The sequence below is a fragment of the Halomonas sp. H5 genome (assembly GCF_050613175.1).
GTDB lineage: Bacteria > Pseudomonadota > Gammaproteobacteria > Pseudomonadales > Halomonadaceae > Bisbaumannia > Bisbaumannia salifodinae.
Genome location: NZ_CP192510.1, coordinates 3,584,562 through 3,600,186, shown reverse-complemented (window position 1 = coordinate 3,600,186; position 15,625 = coordinate 3,584,562). Strand labels below are relative to the sequence as shown.

17 protein-coding genes are annotated in these 15,625 nt (G+C 68.2%); 6 read left to right on the top strand and 11 right to left on the bottom strand.

All coding sequences use genetic code 11. The features are described 5' to 3' along the window. Positions 1–5 precede the first annotated feature (5 nt). Positions 6–452, top strand: coding sequence for a DUF6789 family protein (locus ACQ1W9_RS16635; protein ID WP_431024351.1), 447 nt, complete (start codon positions 6–8; stop codon positions 450–452). A gap of 270 nt (positions 453–722) precedes the next feature. Continuing rightward, entirely contained in the window at positions 723–1,367 is a 645-nt protein-coding gene (locus tag ACQ1W9_RS16630) for a LysE family translocator (RefSeq protein ID WP_431024350.1), read from the top strand. A gap of 254 nt (positions 1,368–1,621) precedes the next feature. On the opposite strand, the gene ACQ1W9_RS16625 is transcribed toward ACQ1W9_RS16630, so the two are convergent. Further along, on the bottom strand, positions 1,622–1,828 hold the full coding sequence (locus tag ACQ1W9_RS16625) for a cold-shock protein (protein ID WP_431024349.1): 207 nt from the start codon (positions 1,826–1,828) through the stop codon (positions 1,622–1,624). Positions 1,829–1,932: 104 nt separating this feature from the next. Here ACQ1W9_RS16625 and ACQ1W9_RS16620 point away from each other — a divergent pair, with 104 nt between their 5' ends. Next, on the top strand, positions 1,933–2,148 hold the full coding sequence (locus ACQ1W9_RS16620; RefSeq protein ID WP_431024348.1) for a hypothetical protein: 216 nt from the start codon (positions 1,933–1,935) through the stop codon (positions 2,146–2,148). 42 nt (positions 2,149–2,190) lie between these two features. Here ACQ1W9_RS16620 and ACQ1W9_RS16615 read toward each other — a convergent pair whose 3' ends face one another. The 7 genes from ACQ1W9_RS16615 to ACQ1W9_RS16585 form a co-directional block, all read right to left on the bottom strand. Continuing rightward, entirely contained in the window at positions 2,191–3,030 is an 840-nt protein-coding gene (locus ACQ1W9_RS16615; protein WP_346062710.1) for a carbohydrate ABC transporter permease, read from the bottom strand. A 12-nt stretch (positions 3,031–3,042) separates the two neighbouring features. Beyond that, entirely contained in the window at positions 3,043–3,987 is a 945-nt protein-coding gene (locus ACQ1W9_RS16610) for a carbohydrate ABC transporter permease (RefSeq protein WP_346062709.1), read from the bottom strand. Next, positions 3,984–5,036, bottom strand: a complete 1,053-nt coding sequence (locus ACQ1W9_RS16605; protein WP_431024347.1) for an ABC transporter ATP-binding protein — start codon at positions 5,034–5,036, stop codon at positions 3,984–3,986. Before ACQ1W9_RS16605 ends, ACQ1W9_RS16610 begins: the two co-directional genes overlap by 4 nt. 59 nt (positions 5,037–5,095) lie before the next feature. Beyond that, on the bottom strand, positions 5,096–6,460 hold the full coding sequence (locus ACQ1W9_RS16600; protein WP_431024346.1) for an ABC transporter substrate-binding protein: 1,365 nt from the start codon (positions 6,458–6,460) through the stop codon (positions 5,096–5,098). 351 nt (positions 6,461–6,811) lie between these two features. Next, positions 6,812–7,477 (bottom strand): DUF6064 family protein, encoded by a 666-nt coding sequence (locus tag ACQ1W9_RS16595; RefSeq protein WP_431024345.1) that lies wholly within the window; start codon positions 7,475–7,477, stop codon positions 6,812–6,814. A gap of 12 nt (positions 7,478–7,489) precedes the next feature. Beyond that, on the bottom strand, positions 7,490–8,425 hold the full coding sequence (locus tag ACQ1W9_RS16590; RefSeq protein WP_431024344.1) for an aldo/keto reductase: 936 nt from the start codon (positions 8,423–8,425) through the stop codon (positions 7,490–7,492). Between the two features lie 173 nt (positions 8,426–8,598). Further along, complete coding sequence (locus ACQ1W9_RS16585) at positions 8,599–9,936, bottom strand: tetratricopeptide repeat protein (protein ID WP_431024343.1); 1,338 nt, start codon at positions 9,934–9,936, stop codon at positions 8,599–8,601. A 169-nt stretch (positions 9,937–10,105) separates the two neighbouring features. On the opposite strand from ACQ1W9_RS16585, the gene ACQ1W9_RS16580 reads away from it, so the two are divergent. The 3 genes from ACQ1W9_RS16580 (at position 10,106) to yghU (ending at position 13,355) form a co-directional block, all read left to right on the top strand. Further along, on the top strand, positions 10,106–11,086 hold the full coding sequence (locus ACQ1W9_RS16580; RefSeq protein WP_431024342.1) for an AraC family transcriptional regulator: 981 nt from the start codon (positions 10,106–10,108) through the stop codon (positions 11,084–11,086). A gap of 69 nt (positions 11,087–11,155) precedes the next feature. Continuing rightward, entirely contained in the window at positions 11,156–12,367 is a 1,212-nt protein-coding gene (locus ACQ1W9_RS16575; RefSeq protein WP_431024341.1) for a DNA glycosylase AlkZ-like family protein, read from the top strand. Between the two features lie 112 nt (positions 12,368–12,479). Continuing rightward, a complete protein-coding gene (yghU, locus tag ACQ1W9_RS16570; RefSeq protein WP_431024340.1) occupies positions 12,480–13,355 on the top strand; it encodes a glutathione-dependent disulfide-bond oxidoreductase in 876 nt (291 codons plus the stop codon). 225 nt (positions 13,356–13,580) lie between these two features. On the opposite strand, the gene ACQ1W9_RS16565 is transcribed toward yghU, so the two are convergent. The 3 genes from ACQ1W9_RS16565 to ACQ1W9_RS16555 all read right to left on the bottom strand — a co-directional run bounded on the left by ACQ1W9_RS16565 (position 13,581) and on the right by ACQ1W9_RS16555 (position 15,599). After that, the gene (locus tag ACQ1W9_RS16565) at positions 13,581–13,961 is read right to left on the bottom strand and encodes a septal ring lytic transglycosylase RlpA family protein (protein ID WP_346062695.1); all 381 of its coding nucleotides are present in this window, start codon (positions 13,959–13,961) and stop codon (positions 13,581–13,583) included. A 261-nt stretch (positions 13,962–14,222) separates the two neighbouring features. Then, positions 14,223–14,534, bottom strand: a complete 312-nt coding sequence (locus ACQ1W9_RS16560; RefSeq protein ID WP_346062694.1) for a hypothetical protein — start codon at positions 14,532–14,534, stop codon at positions 14,223–14,225. Between the two features lie 129 nt (positions 14,535–14,663). Beyond that, the gene (locus ACQ1W9_RS16555) at positions 14,664–15,599 is read right to left on the bottom strand and encodes a LysR substrate-binding domain-containing protein (protein ID WP_431024339.1); all 936 of its coding nucleotides are present in this window, start codon (positions 15,597–15,599) and stop codon (positions 14,664–14,666) included. Positions 15,600–15,625 lie beyond the last annotated feature (26 nt).

Sequence of the window (15,625 nt, the reverse complement as noted above, 5' to 3'; positions counted from 1 at the left end):
GCATCATGGGCTGTCGCCTGGTAAGGGGGATGTTGGCCGGTTTCGTGGCCACCCTGGTCATCTCGATGATCATGGTTCTGCGCTTGTCGGCGGGCATCATCCCCTGGTACGACCCTATCGAGATCATGAACCTGGCCGCGCAGGATCTGCTTGGCACGCCGGACATCCGGCTGGTGGCCTGGGCCATCCATTTCTCGGTGGGGACCCTCATCTGGGGCCTGCTCTTCGGGCTGCTGATCCCCTACCTGCCGGGAGGCAGCGACGTGCGGCGCGGCCTGCTGTTTGGCGTGGTCGCCTGGCTGGTGGTGATGGTCACGGTCTTTCCCATGGCAGGCTCCGGTCTGTTCGGCATGGGCTTCGGGCTGGTGGCGCCCCTGTCCACCTTGGTGGCGCATGTCGTGTTCGGACTGGTGATCGGTAGTATGTACGCCCGGTTGCGAGGCGTGTGCTAGGAGCGCCTGAGCTCTGTGGGAGGAAGCCGTCGCCCGAGTCGTTGCCACTGGGGCACCCCGGAGGACACGGGGTTACGTCACCCGCGCCATGGAACGCGAAGCGCCCGCCCTTCGGCGGGCGCTTCGCGTTCCGGCGCCGGCCGCTCGTCTCCTGAGCGGAGGGGATCGAAGGGAGAGTCGTGCTGCCCCTGGCTGCTCGGAAGCATGGACTTCCCCTCGAGGCAGTCATAGTCTGATGAGATTCCTCTTTCACCTCCGCAGGATAGGACGATGTTCGAGTATTCCCTGGCACACTGGACGGCCTTCGCCACGGCAGCGGTGCTGCTGAATCTCTCTCCTGGCCCGGATATGGCCTTTATTCTTGGTCAGACGGCGCGCCACGGTAAGCGCGGTGGCTTTGCCGCCATGTTCGGCGTATGGAGTGGGGCGGTGGGGCATGTCGCCATGGCGGCACTGGGGTTGTCGGCGATCCTCGCGACCTCCGCCCTGGCCTTCTCCATCGTCAAGTGGGTCGGCGCGGCCTACCTGGTGTGGCTGGGGATTCAGGCCCTGCTGGCGCGTTCCGCAGACGGCGGCGCCATTGCCCCCTCGGCGGCCGTGCCCCGCCGGCGCGATATCTATCGTCAGGGGATCCTGATCTCGCTGCTCAACCCCAAGGTGGCGATCTTCTTCCTGGCCTTCCTGCCGCAATTCGTCGTGCCCGGTGCCGGGCCGGTCAGCCTGCAGCTGGCACTGCATGGCCTGCTGATCATCGCCGTCGCGGCGATCATCGAGCCGCCCCTGGTGCTGGCCGGCGCCCGCCTGGCCGCGGCATTGCGTGGTAGCTCGCGCCTGGGCCTGTGGTGCGAGCGTGGGCTGGGGGCCTTGTTCGTCGCCCTCGGCGTCAAGCTGGCGATGAGTTCACGCGCCGCGTGACGGAGGGGCGGGGGAGGTGAGGGGCATGGAGTGTCGTATCTCACCCTGATCCAAGGCGTGAGCGGTCTGTGCGCGAGGCAGGGAGGCCCAAGGATGTGGGCACTGCTACAAACGAGCCTTTGAGGGCGCCGGTGCAGTTCATATTGAATGGCGGCGCTTGTTTCCGAATGGGGGGTAAACAAACGCATCAGGGCCCGCCGAGGCGGGCCCTGATGTCGAACCCATGGGGTTCGAGAACTCGTAAGACCCTTAGGTCAGGCGAGTGTCTTGATGTTCGAAGCCTGGAGGCCTTTCTGGCCCTGAGTCACGTCAAAAGAGACACTTTGACCTTCTTCCAGGGTTTTGAAGCCTTCGGACTGAATCTCGGAGAAATGGGCAAAAACGTCGTCACCGCCGTCAGCCGGAGCGATAAAGCCAAAACCCTTCGAATCGTTGAACCACTTGACTGTACCAGTCGCCATAATAAATCCTCTCGCGCCAAGCGCGTTGCAATAAATCCTGGTATTACCCAGATGAGTAGCGGGTAAAACAAGGAATACAATTACAGGCTGCCGAAAGAATTCGAATGCTTCTGAAACTATGCTTACTTGCTAACCAACTGCGGCCACAGTCTCATGCTTGGTGGTGTGGGTCAAAGGATTTAGGTTTTTATTTTATCGATGCCCTGGCGTCGGTCGGTACCAACCCGGACCTGGTCGCTGCTCGGCTGGTGTGGGCGGTGCTGGTGCATTGGGGGCTCAACCTCATTCATTTGTTGCTGTTCACCTACCCCATGGTCTGATGACCTCGGTGGTACGCTCATCGCTCACGATGGATGGGGCGATCACTCCCCACCGGCGCCGGCGCTCTGGAAGCCGCGCACCAGGTAGTCGAACAGCAGGCCGTAGGCGATGCCCAGGGGGATCGCCACCACCGTGGTGGCGGCCATCAGCGACGGCCAGAAGTAGACGTCGCCGCGGATCAGCTCGGTGGGCACCCCGGCGCTGATGTTGCGCGCCGCCGATTCGCTGACGAAGGTCACCGCGTAGATGTAGTTGGACAGGGATAGCGAGAAGGCGAAGACGATGCAGGCGCCGATGCCGGGCAGGGCCTGGGGCAGCACCACCTTCCAGAATGCCTGGAGGCGGGTGCAGCCATCCAGCAGCGCGGCCTCGTCCAGTTGCGGCGGTATCGAACGGAAGAACCCCAGCAGCAGCCAGGTGCAGAAGGGAATGGTGATGGTCGGCAGCACCAGTACCAGCGACCAGATGCTGTTGGCCAGCCCCAGCGCCACCACGATGCGGAACAGCGGGATAAACAGCAGGGTGGGGGGAATCAGGTAGACGAGGAAGATCGCCATGCCGGAGCGTTCGCCCCAGTGGCCGGTCAGCCGCGCCAGGGCGTAGGCCGCCGGCACGGCCAGCGCCACGGTGATGGCCACCACCAATAGCCCGATGATGATGGAGTTGACGGCGAAGGTGGGGAAGGCCGTGTCGGTGAACAGGTAGATCAGGTGGTCCAGGGTCGGCGAGGTTTCGTAGATGAAGGGGTTGGAGCCGAAGCGGTAGAGCTCGCTCTCGCGCTTGAAGATGGTGATCACCGCGTACAGCACCGGCAGGGTGGTGAACAGCACCAGCAGGGTGATGGCGGCGTAGAAGAGGGGCTTGCGTGCGGCGGTTCGCATGGTCTTTCCCCCTTAGTCCTTGCCCGCGCGATAGGCGAAGCGCAGCGCCACGATCGCCGCCGCCAGCAGCACCGGGAACAGGAACAGGGCGATGGCCGCGCCCTGGCCCAGGTCGCCGCTGTTGATGCCCTTGAGATAGGCCCAGAGCGGCAGGATCTGGGTGCTGTGGCCGGGGCCGCCGCGGGTCAGCAGGGCGATGGTCGACATCTCGCCGATCACCAGCAGGGCGGTAAAGAGGATCGCCACGGTCAGCACCGGGGCCAGCGCCGGGATGATGATGCGGAACAGGATGCGGAAGAAGCCGGCGCCGTCGAGCTGCGCCTGCTCGAGGCGCTCGCGGGGAATCGACAGGCGCCCGGCCAGCACGATGATGGTCGCCAGCGGCAGGGTTCGCCACACGTCGACCAGCACGATCGAGGCGATCGCCAGGCCCTCCCGGCCCAGGTAGAAGAGGTTCCAGGAGGGGCCGAAGGTGCCGCCCGGGCCGAGCAGCCCGATCTGCACCAGCACCCAGTCGATGGGACTGTACTGGGAGTCCAGTACCCACAGCCAGGTGATCGCCGACAGCGACACCGGCATCGCCCAGGGGATCATGAACAACACCTGAACCAGCCGCTTGCCGCGGAAGTCGCGGGCCAGCAGCTCGACGGCGGTGGTCGCCAGTACCAGCAGGATCAGCACCGTGAGGGTGGTGATCAGCAGGCTGTTGCGCAGCGCCAGGCGAAAGCCCGACTGGCCGAGGACGGCGATGAAGTTGTCCAGGCCGACGAAGGTGTCGATGCGCGGGTCGCCGACCGTGGCATCGCTCACGCTCAGGGCGATGGCGATAAAGAAGGGCACGGCCACGAAGGCCACCACATAGAGCACCGCCGGCGCGAGCATCAGGGCGCCCAGCACCCGCGGGCGCTCGAGGGCCAGCGCCAGGCGGGCCAGGGCGCCATCGGGCCCGGCGTTCATGCCACCGCCACCTTGGCTGCCGAGAGCCGCTGGCCCGTCTCGGGATCGAAGAAGCAGGCATCGCTGCGGGTCACCACGAAGTGATAGGTCTCGCCGGTGGCAAGCGAGGGCACGGCGGCCTGGCGCAGGCGGCCGATGACCCGCGGCGGTCGCGGTTGCTCGGTGACACCGCGGCGCACCACACCGTAGATCAGCCATTCCGCCCCGAGGAACTCGAGGTGCTCGACCTCGATGTCGAGCTCCAGGGCGATCTCGTCGCCCGACGCCTCGGCGGCGAGATGGAAGTGCTCCGGGCGCACGCCGATAAGGCGCCCGTCGCGAGGCAGCAGGTTCATCGGCGGGTCGCCGATGAAGCCGGCGACGAAGGTGTCGGCGGGGTCGTAGTAGAGCTGCTGGGGCGTGCCGATCTGGTGGACGATGCCCTTCTCCATGACCATGATGCGATCGGCCAGCCCCAGGGCCTCGGTCTGGTCGTGGGTCACGTAGAGGGTGGTGATGCGGGTGCGGTCGTGGAGCTCGCGCAGCTCGCCGCGGGCCTGGCTGCGGATCTGCGCATCCAGCGAGCTCAGCGGCTCGTCGAACAGGAAGAGGTCGGGGGTTCGGACCATGGCCCGGGCCAGCGCCACGCGCTGGCTCTGGCCGCCCGATAGCCGGGTGGGGCGGCGGTCGAGCAGGTCGCTGATCTCGAGAATGCCGGCCACCCAGTCCAGCTGGCGCCGCTGCTCATCCGGCGGCGCCTGGCGCGCGCGCAGCGGGAAGAGGATGTTGTCGCGCACCGTCATGTTGGGGTAGAGCGCATAGTTCTGGAACACCATGGCGATGTTGCGGCGGCGCGGGGGGATGCCGACGATGGACTGCCCGTCGATGAACAATTCGCCGGCGCTGGGCTCCTCGAGGCCGGCGACCAGGCGCATCAGGGTGGTCTTGCCCGAGCCGGAGGGGCCGAGCACGGCGAGCAGCTCGCCATCGCGGGTCTCCATGTCGACCCCGTCCACGGCGATGATGCGACCGTAGTGTTTCTTCAGTGCCCGCGTCGTCAGAATCGCCATAGGTGCTCGTCGTCAGGGGGATGCCGCGGCCGGCCCGGGAACGGACCGACCGGCGGTCATCAGTCGCTGCCGCTACCGATCATCCCGCGTTCACGCCACTTGGCGAAGATCTCCTCGATCTCGGCGTGGGTGTCGGCGATCGCCTGTTCCGGCGTCTTCTCGCCGCGGGCGACGTCGGCCATCATGCTGGAGAGCAGATGGGACTCGTACACCTCGCTGATCGCCGGGTTGGCGTAGCCGGGATAGCCGAGCCAGGCGGTCCACTCCTCCGCGGTCCTGAGCAGGGCCAGCTTGTCCGGCGGCTCGGCGCCCCAGGGATCGTCGCTCAGCCAGCCGTCCTCGGCGAACAGCGACTCGCTGCGCGACGGGAAGGCCGGGAAGTTGTAGAACTTCGAGTAGTAGGAGGCGCTGGCGTAGTTGTTCTCCAGGTCGAGCATGAACTTCTGGGCCGCGGCCAGCTCGTCGGGGTCCGTCACGTAGTCGGGGATCACGTCGATGAACCACACATGGGAAGGCATCCTCACCTCGCCGCCGGGGCCCTGCAGACCCGGTCGGAAGCCGGTGTCCGCGGCGACCTCCGGGGCCGACTCCTGGGCGCTGCGATAGAAGGAGATGGAGTTCTGGATGTAGGAGGCGCGGCCGCCGATAAAGGTCTGGTTATTGGAGGCCGCGTTCCAGGCGAAGACCTCCGGCGTCATGGCGCTGTCGAACAGCTGCTTCTGGAAGCGCACCGCCTCGAGCACCTCGGGCGAGTCGAAGGTCACGTTGCCGTCCTCGTCCTGGATCGAGCCGCCATAAGACCAGATCAACGCGCGGGCATAGAACTCGGAGTCGATCTCCGGCGACATGCCCACCGCCACCGGGAGGCCGGTGTCTTCGAAGATCCTGGCACCGCCCTCGAGCAGGTCCTGGTAGGTCACGGGTCCCTCGGGGAAGCCGGCGTCGGCCCACAGCGAGCGTCGATAGTCGCCGGGGTCGGGCACCCAGCCATGGCAGAAGCCGTACCAGGTGTCGGTGGCGGGCAGGTAGCTGGAGCGCTCGCAGGTGTCGGTGCGCTCGCCGAAGGCTTCCGCCGCGGCCTGGTTGACGTCTGCCAACGACTGCAGGCCGTCGATGAACGCCGTGGGTGGGGCCACCATCTCGAAGACCGTGGCACCCTCTCCGGCGGCGATGGAGGCCGAGAGCGTCGACGTCAGGTCGGCGAGGTTGATCATGTTCACCGTGACCTCGACGTTGTGCGCTTCGCCCCAGCGCTGGGCGTATTCCCGGAACCATTCGTCATAGCGCGGCACGAAGTGGCTCCATTGGGTGAGGCTGATGGCGGTGCCGTCGGGGAACTGCTCGGGGAAGGTCATGTCCCCGTAACTGGTGCGGAATTCGGGATCGGAGGGCTCGTTCTGCGCGAGGGCGGTCGAGGGCTGCATGGCCAGGGCGAACGCAGCGCCCGCGGCAAGGCTCGCCCCGCGCAGGGCAAGGAGACGGTCCCGTATGCTGTGGCGCAACATACTGACACCTCTCGATGGAATGTCTCTGATTCCAGTCTAGGTGGTGGCGGGAGGCTGTCAAAACGCCGCGCGGGAAAACCGGGGGATCCCTCGGGGCCGCCCTGGTTTTCCTGCGTGCGCGATCCCGGTCGGGAGTAGGGCGTTTCGGCCTTCTCGATCGGGTCGGCACCCTCCTCGTCAGTTGGTAGCCCTATTCGCCGCTCGGCCGCGGGTTCCTGACGGGACGCTTTCAGGATGCGGCGGCGAAATCCGCCTTCACGTCCCGCTGATTCAGCCACGCGGCATGAGCCGTGCCGCCACGGCGATCACCACCGCGGCGAGCGGCAACCAGGCGCCCGGGGCTCCCAGCAGCCGCAGGGTGGCGGCGCTGAGCAGGCACCACAGGGCGGGGATGACCAGCAGTGCCCAGCCGCGTCGCACCGGTTGGACCAGCGCCGCCACGCCGAGGGTGACCATGGCCAGCGGGTCGGGGGTGAGACCGAACACCTCGGCGCCGGCCAGGCCGCGGCCGTGCAGCAGGGCGGTGAGGGGATGCAGGAAGACGCCGTAGGCGACGAGCCCCATGCCCATGACGCGCGCCGCCCGCCGGCGTGATGGCAGGACGAGCCCGCCTCGCCACAGGCCCAGGGCGAGCAACAACAGCGCCTGGAGCGCGAAGAGCGGCACCAGGTAGCGGATGCCCCAGTGGATGGGCGCGTAGCGCTGCCACAGGAAGGCCCAGGCGACGAAGGCCCAGGCCGCCGCCAGCAGGGGGATGACCAGGCGTAGCCGCCCGGCCCCCGGGTGCCACAGCGCGAAGAGCAGGCCGGCACCCAGGGCCAGGGCGAGCCACTGGGCCGGCCAGAGCGCCTGGTTGTGCAGCACGAAGAGGCGCTCGTAGACGCGCAGCGAGAACATCAGCAGGTCATCGGGCCGGTAGCTCCACCACTCGCTCATCGCTCCGCCTCGCTAGAGGGCCCGGACGTAGTCGGCCATGCGCCGGCGCAGCGCGGCATCGGGCAGCGGCTCGCGGGCCGCGGCCAGGTTCTCGCGCACGTGCTCGACCCGGGTGGTCGCGGGGATGGCGCAGCTCACCGCGGGGTGGGAGACGATAAACTTGAGGATAAACTGCGCCCAGCTCGTGGCGCCGATCTCGGCCGCCCAGTCGGGCAACGGCTCGCCCGCCAGGCGGCGGATCAGGCGCTTGCGCTGGAAGGGGCGGTTGGCGATCACCCCGATGCCGCGCTCGCGGGCCAGCGGCAGCAAGCGCCGCTCGGCCTCGCGGTCGACGATGTTGTAGGTAAGCTGCACGAAGTCGAGGTCGGCCTCGCGCATGATGCGCTCGAGGGCCGCGTGGCGCCGGCCGTGGGAGGTGGTGATGCCGAGGTGGCGTATCTCGCCGGCGGCCTTCATCGCCTGCAGCGTCGCCAGGTTCGCCTCCCAGGCGACCAGGTTGTGCACCTGCAGCAGGTCGAAGCGTGGCACGCCCCAGTCGCGCCGCGAGGCCTCGATCTGCGACGCCCCCTCGGCGGGGCGCGAGGTCCAGATCTTGTCGGTTGCGTAGACCCGGTCGGCGGCGTCGAGCTCGGCGAGTCCGTGGCCGATGGTCGCCTGGGAGGAACCGTACATCGGCGAGGAGTCGATCATCCGCCCGCCCCCGGCGAAGAAGGCCGCCATCACCGCCGTGCACGCCTCGAGCAGCAACGGGTCGTTGCCGACGTTGAAGGTGATCCAACTGCCGAGCCCCACCAGCGGCAGGGACTCGCCGGTGGCGGGCACCTCGCGGGTCAGGATGTCGCTGGACCAGGCGCGCGCGGTGAGGGGCGGCAGCATGGCACCGGCGGCGAGGCCCAGCAGGCCGCCGAGCAGCCGCCGACGCGACAGGGGGCGGGGTTCCGGGAACATGGGCACTCCGGGAAGGCTTGCTATGAGCAGTGTAGACGGCCTGCGTCGTCGCCTCGCGCGCTGCGCGAGGCGGCGTCACTACCTCAAGCGGTCCATCTCGCGTCCTGATCAGGGGCGGCGTCACTACCTCAAGCGGTCCATCTCGCGTCCTGATCAGGGGCGGCGTCACTACCTCAAACGGTCCGTTTCGCGTCCTGATCAGGGGCGGTGGCGCGCCGCAGGAAGTCCCGATTGAGGGGGCTGTGCGGCTTGAGCGCCAGGCGCTCGCTGGCCAGGCCTTCGGCCAGGTCGCGATAGCCGCCGCGCAGGGCGGCCTCGGTCAGCGTCCAGTCGATGATGTCGCGCTGGGCATGGCTGCCGCCGAAGCCGTTGGCGATGAAGCGCGCCGGATGCAGGCGATCGATCGCGGTGGCATGGTCGCCGCGCCAGAAGGCCACGAGCCCTTCCACCAGGGGCAGGCCGATACGCCGGGCCCAGGCCGCGGTTTCCGTGGCGCCGTCGGTATCGCGCAGCATCGTCAGCAGCCCGTCCACCCGATCGTCGCGTCCGGCGCCCAGATAGGCCATGACCGCGTGCCAGTCGTTGAACGGGTAGAGCCTGCCGTCGGCATGCCTGTCCCAGGCATCCGCCAGTTCCTGCCAGCGGTCGCCGACGTCCTGGCCGGTGAGGGTCAGCCGCCAGAGCAGGGCCGAGGCGTCGACCATGTCCAGGGCCACGGCGCTGCGCTCCTGGCGGATCGGTCCGTCGTAGAGGGCCAGGGCGTCGTGGGTCTGGCCGAGGTCGAGATGGCAGAGGGCGCGGTGCCACCAGTTGTGGACCTTGAACAGGTTGTCATCGCCGGACCAGTAGGGCTCGCGCACCGTCATCCAGCCGATGCCGTCCTCGGCACGGCCCTGCATTTCCATGACGTGAGCCACGGCGTGATGCGCCCAGCAGTCCAGGGGCTGGAGGTCCAGCGCCTGCCGGCCGGTGTCCTCGGCGCGGGCGTAGTCACCGGTCTCCTCGAGGCCGAAGGCGTACATGCCCAGCACGATCGAATAGGCCGGCGTGTCGGGCGACCACCTGGGCAGCACGCGGGCAAGGCGGTCGCGCAGGTTGCGGGCGTTGGCCCGGTAGAAGTCCGTCAGGTGTCCCGCCTGCAGGGCCACCAGGTCGTGTGGGTAGCGCAGGTTGTGGTGGTCCAGCGCGACCCCGGCCGCGGTCCACTCGCCGGCCAGCAGGTGGTCGAGGGCGGCCACATGGGAGGCCTCCCGGTCGGTCAGGCGTGAGGCCTTGGCGAGGCTCAGATCGGCCCTGGCCGCGTCGGCGGCGTCGGGCTCGGTGGCCAGGGCGAACAGGTAGGTCCTGAAGAGGCGGGCCATGGTGAAGTCGGGGGCCGCCTCGAGGGCCTGATCCAGCGGCGTGACGGGGTCGCCACGGTAGATGTTGAAGGCATCGACAGAGCGGTTGTACAGCGCCAGAGTATTGGCAGTGGCACCGGGCAGGGTGTTTCCTTGGCGGTCGGTCAGCATGGCAGGGGCTCCACGATCGGGTTGCTACGGTTGGCGGGGACGGGGTGTCGCCCGCCTGGTGGCGGCCTGGCCACTCACCATGCTGCTAGACTACTCGGAGGTGCGGGGGGCAATAATGGCCGAGGCGCCGGCGTTGTTGTCCGATCCGCCGCGATGGAGGCATCGACCGATGGATGCTGCGCTCGATGTGCTGCGCATGATCCGCTTTACCGGTGGCATCTTCCTCGATGCCGAGTTCACCGCGCCGTGGTGTGTGGCGGCGCAGGTCACGCCGGAAGACTGCCGGCCGTTCACCCCCGTGCCCGGGGGCATCCTGGCCTACCATTACGTCAGCGCCGGCCGGCTGCTGTTGCAGGTGGACCCGGGCGTGCCGGTGGTGGTATCGGCGGGGCATATCGTGCTCCTGCCGCGTAACGATCCGCATGTCCTCGGCAGTGAGCTGGGCTGCCCGCCGGTCAGCGTCGAGCATCTGATGCAACCGATGATCGAGGGGGGACCGGCTCGGATCGTCTACGGTGGCGGCGGCGACACCACGCGGCTGCTGTGCGGTTTCCTGCATAGCGAGATGCCCTGCGATGCCCTGATCGGTGTGCTGCCCAGCGTGATGACGCTGGATGTGGCGGAGGGCGCGGCCGGGTCGTGGATCGAGAGCTCCTTCCGCTTCGCCGCCAGCGAACTGGCCGCCGGCACCGTGCGCTCGCCGGACCTTCTCGCCCGACTCGCCGAACTGCTCTTCATCGAGGCCGTGCAACGTTATCTCGCCAGCCTGCCGCCCGAGCAGCGTGCCTGGGTAGGCGGGTTGCGCGACCCGTTCGTCAGCGGTGCGCTGACCCAACTGCACGATCATCCGCAGCGACACTGGACGACGCAAGCGCTGGCGCGCCAGGTCGGTCTGTCCCGCTCGGCCTTCGCCGAGCGTTTCACCGAGCTGGTGGGCGTGCCGCCGATGCGCTATCTGGCCAGGCTGCGCCTGCAGAACGCCGCACGCCAGTTGCGCGAGTCGCCGACCCCCATCTCGCGCATTGCGCTGGAGGCGGGGTACGAATCGGAGGCCTCCTTCAACAAGGCGTTCAAGCGCGAGTTCGGCGCGCCACCGGCGACATGGCGAAGGGAGCAGGGTACCCCCCCGGAGCCCACCACGGCCGACTGAGCGGCGGGCCCATGCCTCATTCTGTGCGGTTCATCTAAGATGGGGGATGCCTCGGAACCAGGAGTGCCGATGACCGCCCAACAAGGCTTTACCCTGACTCGCGCCGACGCTCGCCGCCTGCTGGTGCGCTATCACTTCCCACCGGCGCCGTTGGCGACCGTGATCCGTCGCCTGGGGACCATTCAGTTCGATCCCCTGGCGCCGGTCGGCACCAACCCGGACCTGGTCCTGCAGGCCCGGGTGCCCGGCTACCGGCGGGGCGACTGGCTGCAGGCGGCCTATGCTCGACGGCTGCTGGTCGATGGTTGGGACAAGCAGGCCAGCCTGATCCAGCCCGGGGAGTGGTGGGCCCAGGCGCCGTTTCATCGCTGGTTCGCCCGGCGCTGGCGGCAGCGTGGCGTGGACGTCGCTGCCCCGGAGGCCCGTGCCCTGGTCGAGCAGGTGGCTCGCCAGGGCCCCGCCACCAGCCTCGAGCTCGGCGATCAACGTGCCGACCCCGCCTTGCGCGGCAGCTGGTACGGTCCCAAGCGCTCGCGGCATCTGCTCAAGGCGTTATGGGACGCCGGACACTTGATGACCCACCATCGCGTGGGCGGTCGCCATGCCTATGACCTGCCCGAGCGCGTGCTGCCCCCGGGGGCGAGGGAGGCGGATGCCACGCCAGACGATGCCCTGCAACGGTTGGTGGTGCGCCGCGTACAGGCCGCCGGCCTGCTGCGTCCCTCCGCCGATGCCGCCGTCTGGTTGCTGCCCTGTCCGCGTGCCGAGCGCGATCGCATCGCCGCCCGGGCCATGGCCCGCGGGGAGTTGATCGACCTCGACGTGGAAGGCACCCGCTACTGGACCACGCCTGCGGCCCTCGCGGCGCTGGACGCGGCCCCGGCCTCGGCCTCGGCCGGTCCCGGGGGGATGCGCTTCCTCGCCCCGCTGGATCCGCTGATCTGGGACCGCGGCGGCGTCGCCCGGCTCTTCGGCTTCGATTACGTCTGGGAGGTCTACAAGCCCCAGGCCCAGCGCCGCTGGGGATACTATGTGCTGCCGGTGCTATGGGGCGAGCGCTTCGTCGCCCGTTTCGATGCCAGGTGCCAGCAGGGCACCCTGAGCCTCCTCGCCTGGCACTGGGAAGCCGATATCCACCCCGCCAGGCTGCCCGAAGGCCTGGCCGAGGCGCTGCAGCGGGCCGCCGGTGAGTTTCTCGATTACCTCGGCGCGACCCGTGTCGTCCTGCCCAGGGGCCTCGGGCGCGAGGCCCGGCGCGCCTGGCAGCGGGCGGCCCGATAAGCCGGCGGGTGGACTCGCGGAGGAAACCTTAACAGGCTATCGTTTGTCAGACTAAAGAGGTCGTCCCGTGCCGCCCCCGGCGCGGGATCGGAGTTCCCCGTGAGGAGGCGAGATGAGCCAAGAGAGCGGATACGTACCCCCGAAGGTGTGGACCTGGGAGAAGGCCAGCGGCGGCACCTTCGCCAGCATCAATCGCCCCATCGCCGGGCCGACCCACGACCAGGCGCTGCCGGTGGGCAAGCACCCCTTCCAGCTCTACTCGATGGGCACGCCCAACGGCGTGAAGGTGACGGTGATGCTGGAGGAGTTGCTGGCGCTGGGTTATCAGGACGCCGAGTACGATGCCTGGCTGATCCGCATCGGCGACGGCGACCAGTTCGGCAGCGGCTTCGTCGAGATCAACCCCAACTCCAAGATCCCGGCGCTGGTCGATCATGGCCCGGCCGAGCCGCTCCGGGTCTTCGAGTCCGGCGCCATCCTGCTCTACCTGGCCGAGCGCTTCGGTGAATTCCTGCCGGGCGGCCTGGCGAAGCGCACCGAGACCCTCAACTGGCTGTTCTGGCAGATGGGCAGCGCGCCCTTCCTGGGCGGCGGCTTCGGCCATTTCTATGCCTATGCGCCGGAGAAGATCGAGTACGCCATCGACCGCTACGCGATGGAGGCCAAGCGTCAACTGGACGTGCTGGATCGGCGCCTGGCCGAGACGCCCTATCTGGCCGGCGATGACTACACCATCGCCGATATCGCCAACTGGGCCTGGTATGGCCAGCTGGCCCTGGGGCGGCAATACGATGCCGGCGAGTTCCTGCAGGTGCAGGAGTACGCCAATGTGCAGCGCTGGGCCAGGGCGATCGACGCGCGGCCGGCGGTGCGCCGCGGGCGCATGGTCAACCGCACCTTCGGCGATCCGGCCATGCAGCTCCACGAGCGCCACGATGCCAGTGATTTCGAGACCCGCACCGAGGACAAGCGCGAAAGCGTGGAGTAAGCGGTTTTCGTGACCGAAACGCATGATGCCCGCCGAAAGGCGGGCATCATGCGTTAGTAAGACGGCAATATCGACTCGCGGCCTAGGCTTTGTCCGAAAACTGCCTGCGCTCACCCATACGGCGTTAAAAATCGGCTCAAAGTACTCATTTACACCGCGTAAACTCCGTCTTTTCGCCGACTTTTGCCTTGTCTGGCCATCGCTCGCCGACTTTTCAGACAAAGCCTAGTCGACCTGGGTGATCATCACCGGTGCGGTGCCACGGCGCAGCATGCCGAGTTCCCGGGCGGCGCGCTTGGAGAGGTCGATGATACGGCCCGCCACGAAGGGGCCGCGATCATTGATGGTGACCTCCACCTCCTGGCCGGTATCGCGGCGCGTCACCAGCACCCGGGTGCCGAAGGGCAGGTTGGGGTGGGCGGCGGTGAGGGCCTGTTGGTCGAAGGTGTCACCACTGGCGGTGGTGGCGCCCTGGAAGCGGTCGCTGTAGAAGGAGGCGACGCCACGCTGGGGGGCGACTTCGTGGGCCTGGGCGGTAGCGATCGGGCCTAACGTCAGTAGCCCTAGCAGGGCGGCAAGCAGCAGAAACTTGGGTCGATTTCCCATGGGATTACCTCAGGGGTCTCATGTCGCGGATATCGCATCATTCGAGGCGATGAGGGCCAGGGGGCTAGCGGATAGTAACCGGCCAGGCCAGGGGCGGCAAGTCTTTGCGAAGATGGGCGACGTTGGGCGCAAAAGACCGCAAAATGCTAAATTAACCCGATGCCCTGGTGGGGAAGAGGGTGGTCAGCGGGCGGCTGATCCGGGGAGGCGTTTCGGCGGCCCGTGGATAGCGAAGCCCCGGCGCGGGGCCGGGGCTTCGGGTCAGCGGCGAGGCTCTTCTTCGTAGAGTTCCGCCTTGGCGTCGCGCATCACCGCCTCGCAGGCGGCCTGGTGGGCGAGTTGGGTGAGTAGGCCCTGGGTCAACTCGAAGCCCTTGCCCAGGCAGGTATCCACCTCCTGGCGGCTCACCGCGGGGGCGACATCGTAGTCGATCTTGAGGGTGCGGCCCCGTCCCTCGAGCCGGTCGGCGAAGCGTCGCAATGACCAGGCGAAACGGGTTGTCCAGTTGGCTGATTCTTCCACGCCGTCGTTTACGCTAAAGGTGCATCGCCATTCAGGTTTGTAGACCTTCATGTCAACCTCCGGTATTGGCTTGGAAAGAATGATCGCTCGTCTTGGTATCTCCGCTGAAAATCGCTTGCCGTTCCATCATACAGGCTAGCAGCCATAAGGGAAGCGCTGGGCTGGCGGCGAAGCGGGGACTCACTCCGGGCGATGCGTCGAGCGCCCGGCGGGGCCGCTCAGGGTCGCCTGCAGCTCCTGCTCCAGGGGGGCGAGGCTGTCCCGCAGCCAGTCGCGGAAGGCGGTCGCCCGGGGGCTCGCCATTACCCCGGGCAGGCCGACCAGGTAGTAGGCGAACTCGGTGCGGCGCCAGGGACGCAGGGGGCATAGGCTGCCCTGGCCCAGCGTCTGCTGGGCCACCGTGAAACGCGTCAGGCAGAGTCCCAGGCCTTGCTGGCAGGCGGCCAGGGCCAGGCCGGCGTCGGAGACCCGCAGCCGGGGCAGGTCGTCGGTGTCGTGGAGGCCTTCGGCGTGCCACCAGGGGCGCCAATGGCTCCAGGGCTCGGTGGCGGTGGCGCCGCCGTCCTCGATAAAGCGCCGCCGTCGCCAGTCGCCGGCGGCCTCCGCCGGCCCCACCACGGTGATGGCATCGCCCAGCAGGTAGTCGGCTTGCAGGCCGGGGTAGTGACCGCCGCCGAAGCGGATCGCCAGGTCGGCCTCGCCGCGGTGCAGGTCGACCAGGCGGTCGGCGCCCAGCAGGTCGAGGCGCAGCCCCGGATGGCGCTGCAGCAGGTCGCCGAGGCGCGGCAGCAGGCAGTGGCGGGTGAATGACTGGGGCGCCGAGACCCTCAGGGGACCATCGATGGGCGGCCGGCCGAGCTCGGCGGTGGCCTGTTCGATCAGCGCGAAGGCCTCGGCGATGCGCTCCCGGTAGCGCTCCCCGGCGCGGGTCAGGGCCACGCCCCGGGCGCGCCGCTCGAAGAGGCGCACGCCCAGCTCGGCCTCCAGCGCCTTGATGCGATGGCTGACCGCGGCGGGGGTGACGTGCAGCTCCTCGGCGGCGGTGCGGAAGCTGCCCAGGCGGGCCGCCGTCTCGAAGGCGTTGAGGGTGGCCAGGGGGAGGCGTCGAGGGTGCATGAGTTAGCCTTGCTAAGCCTAGGGGT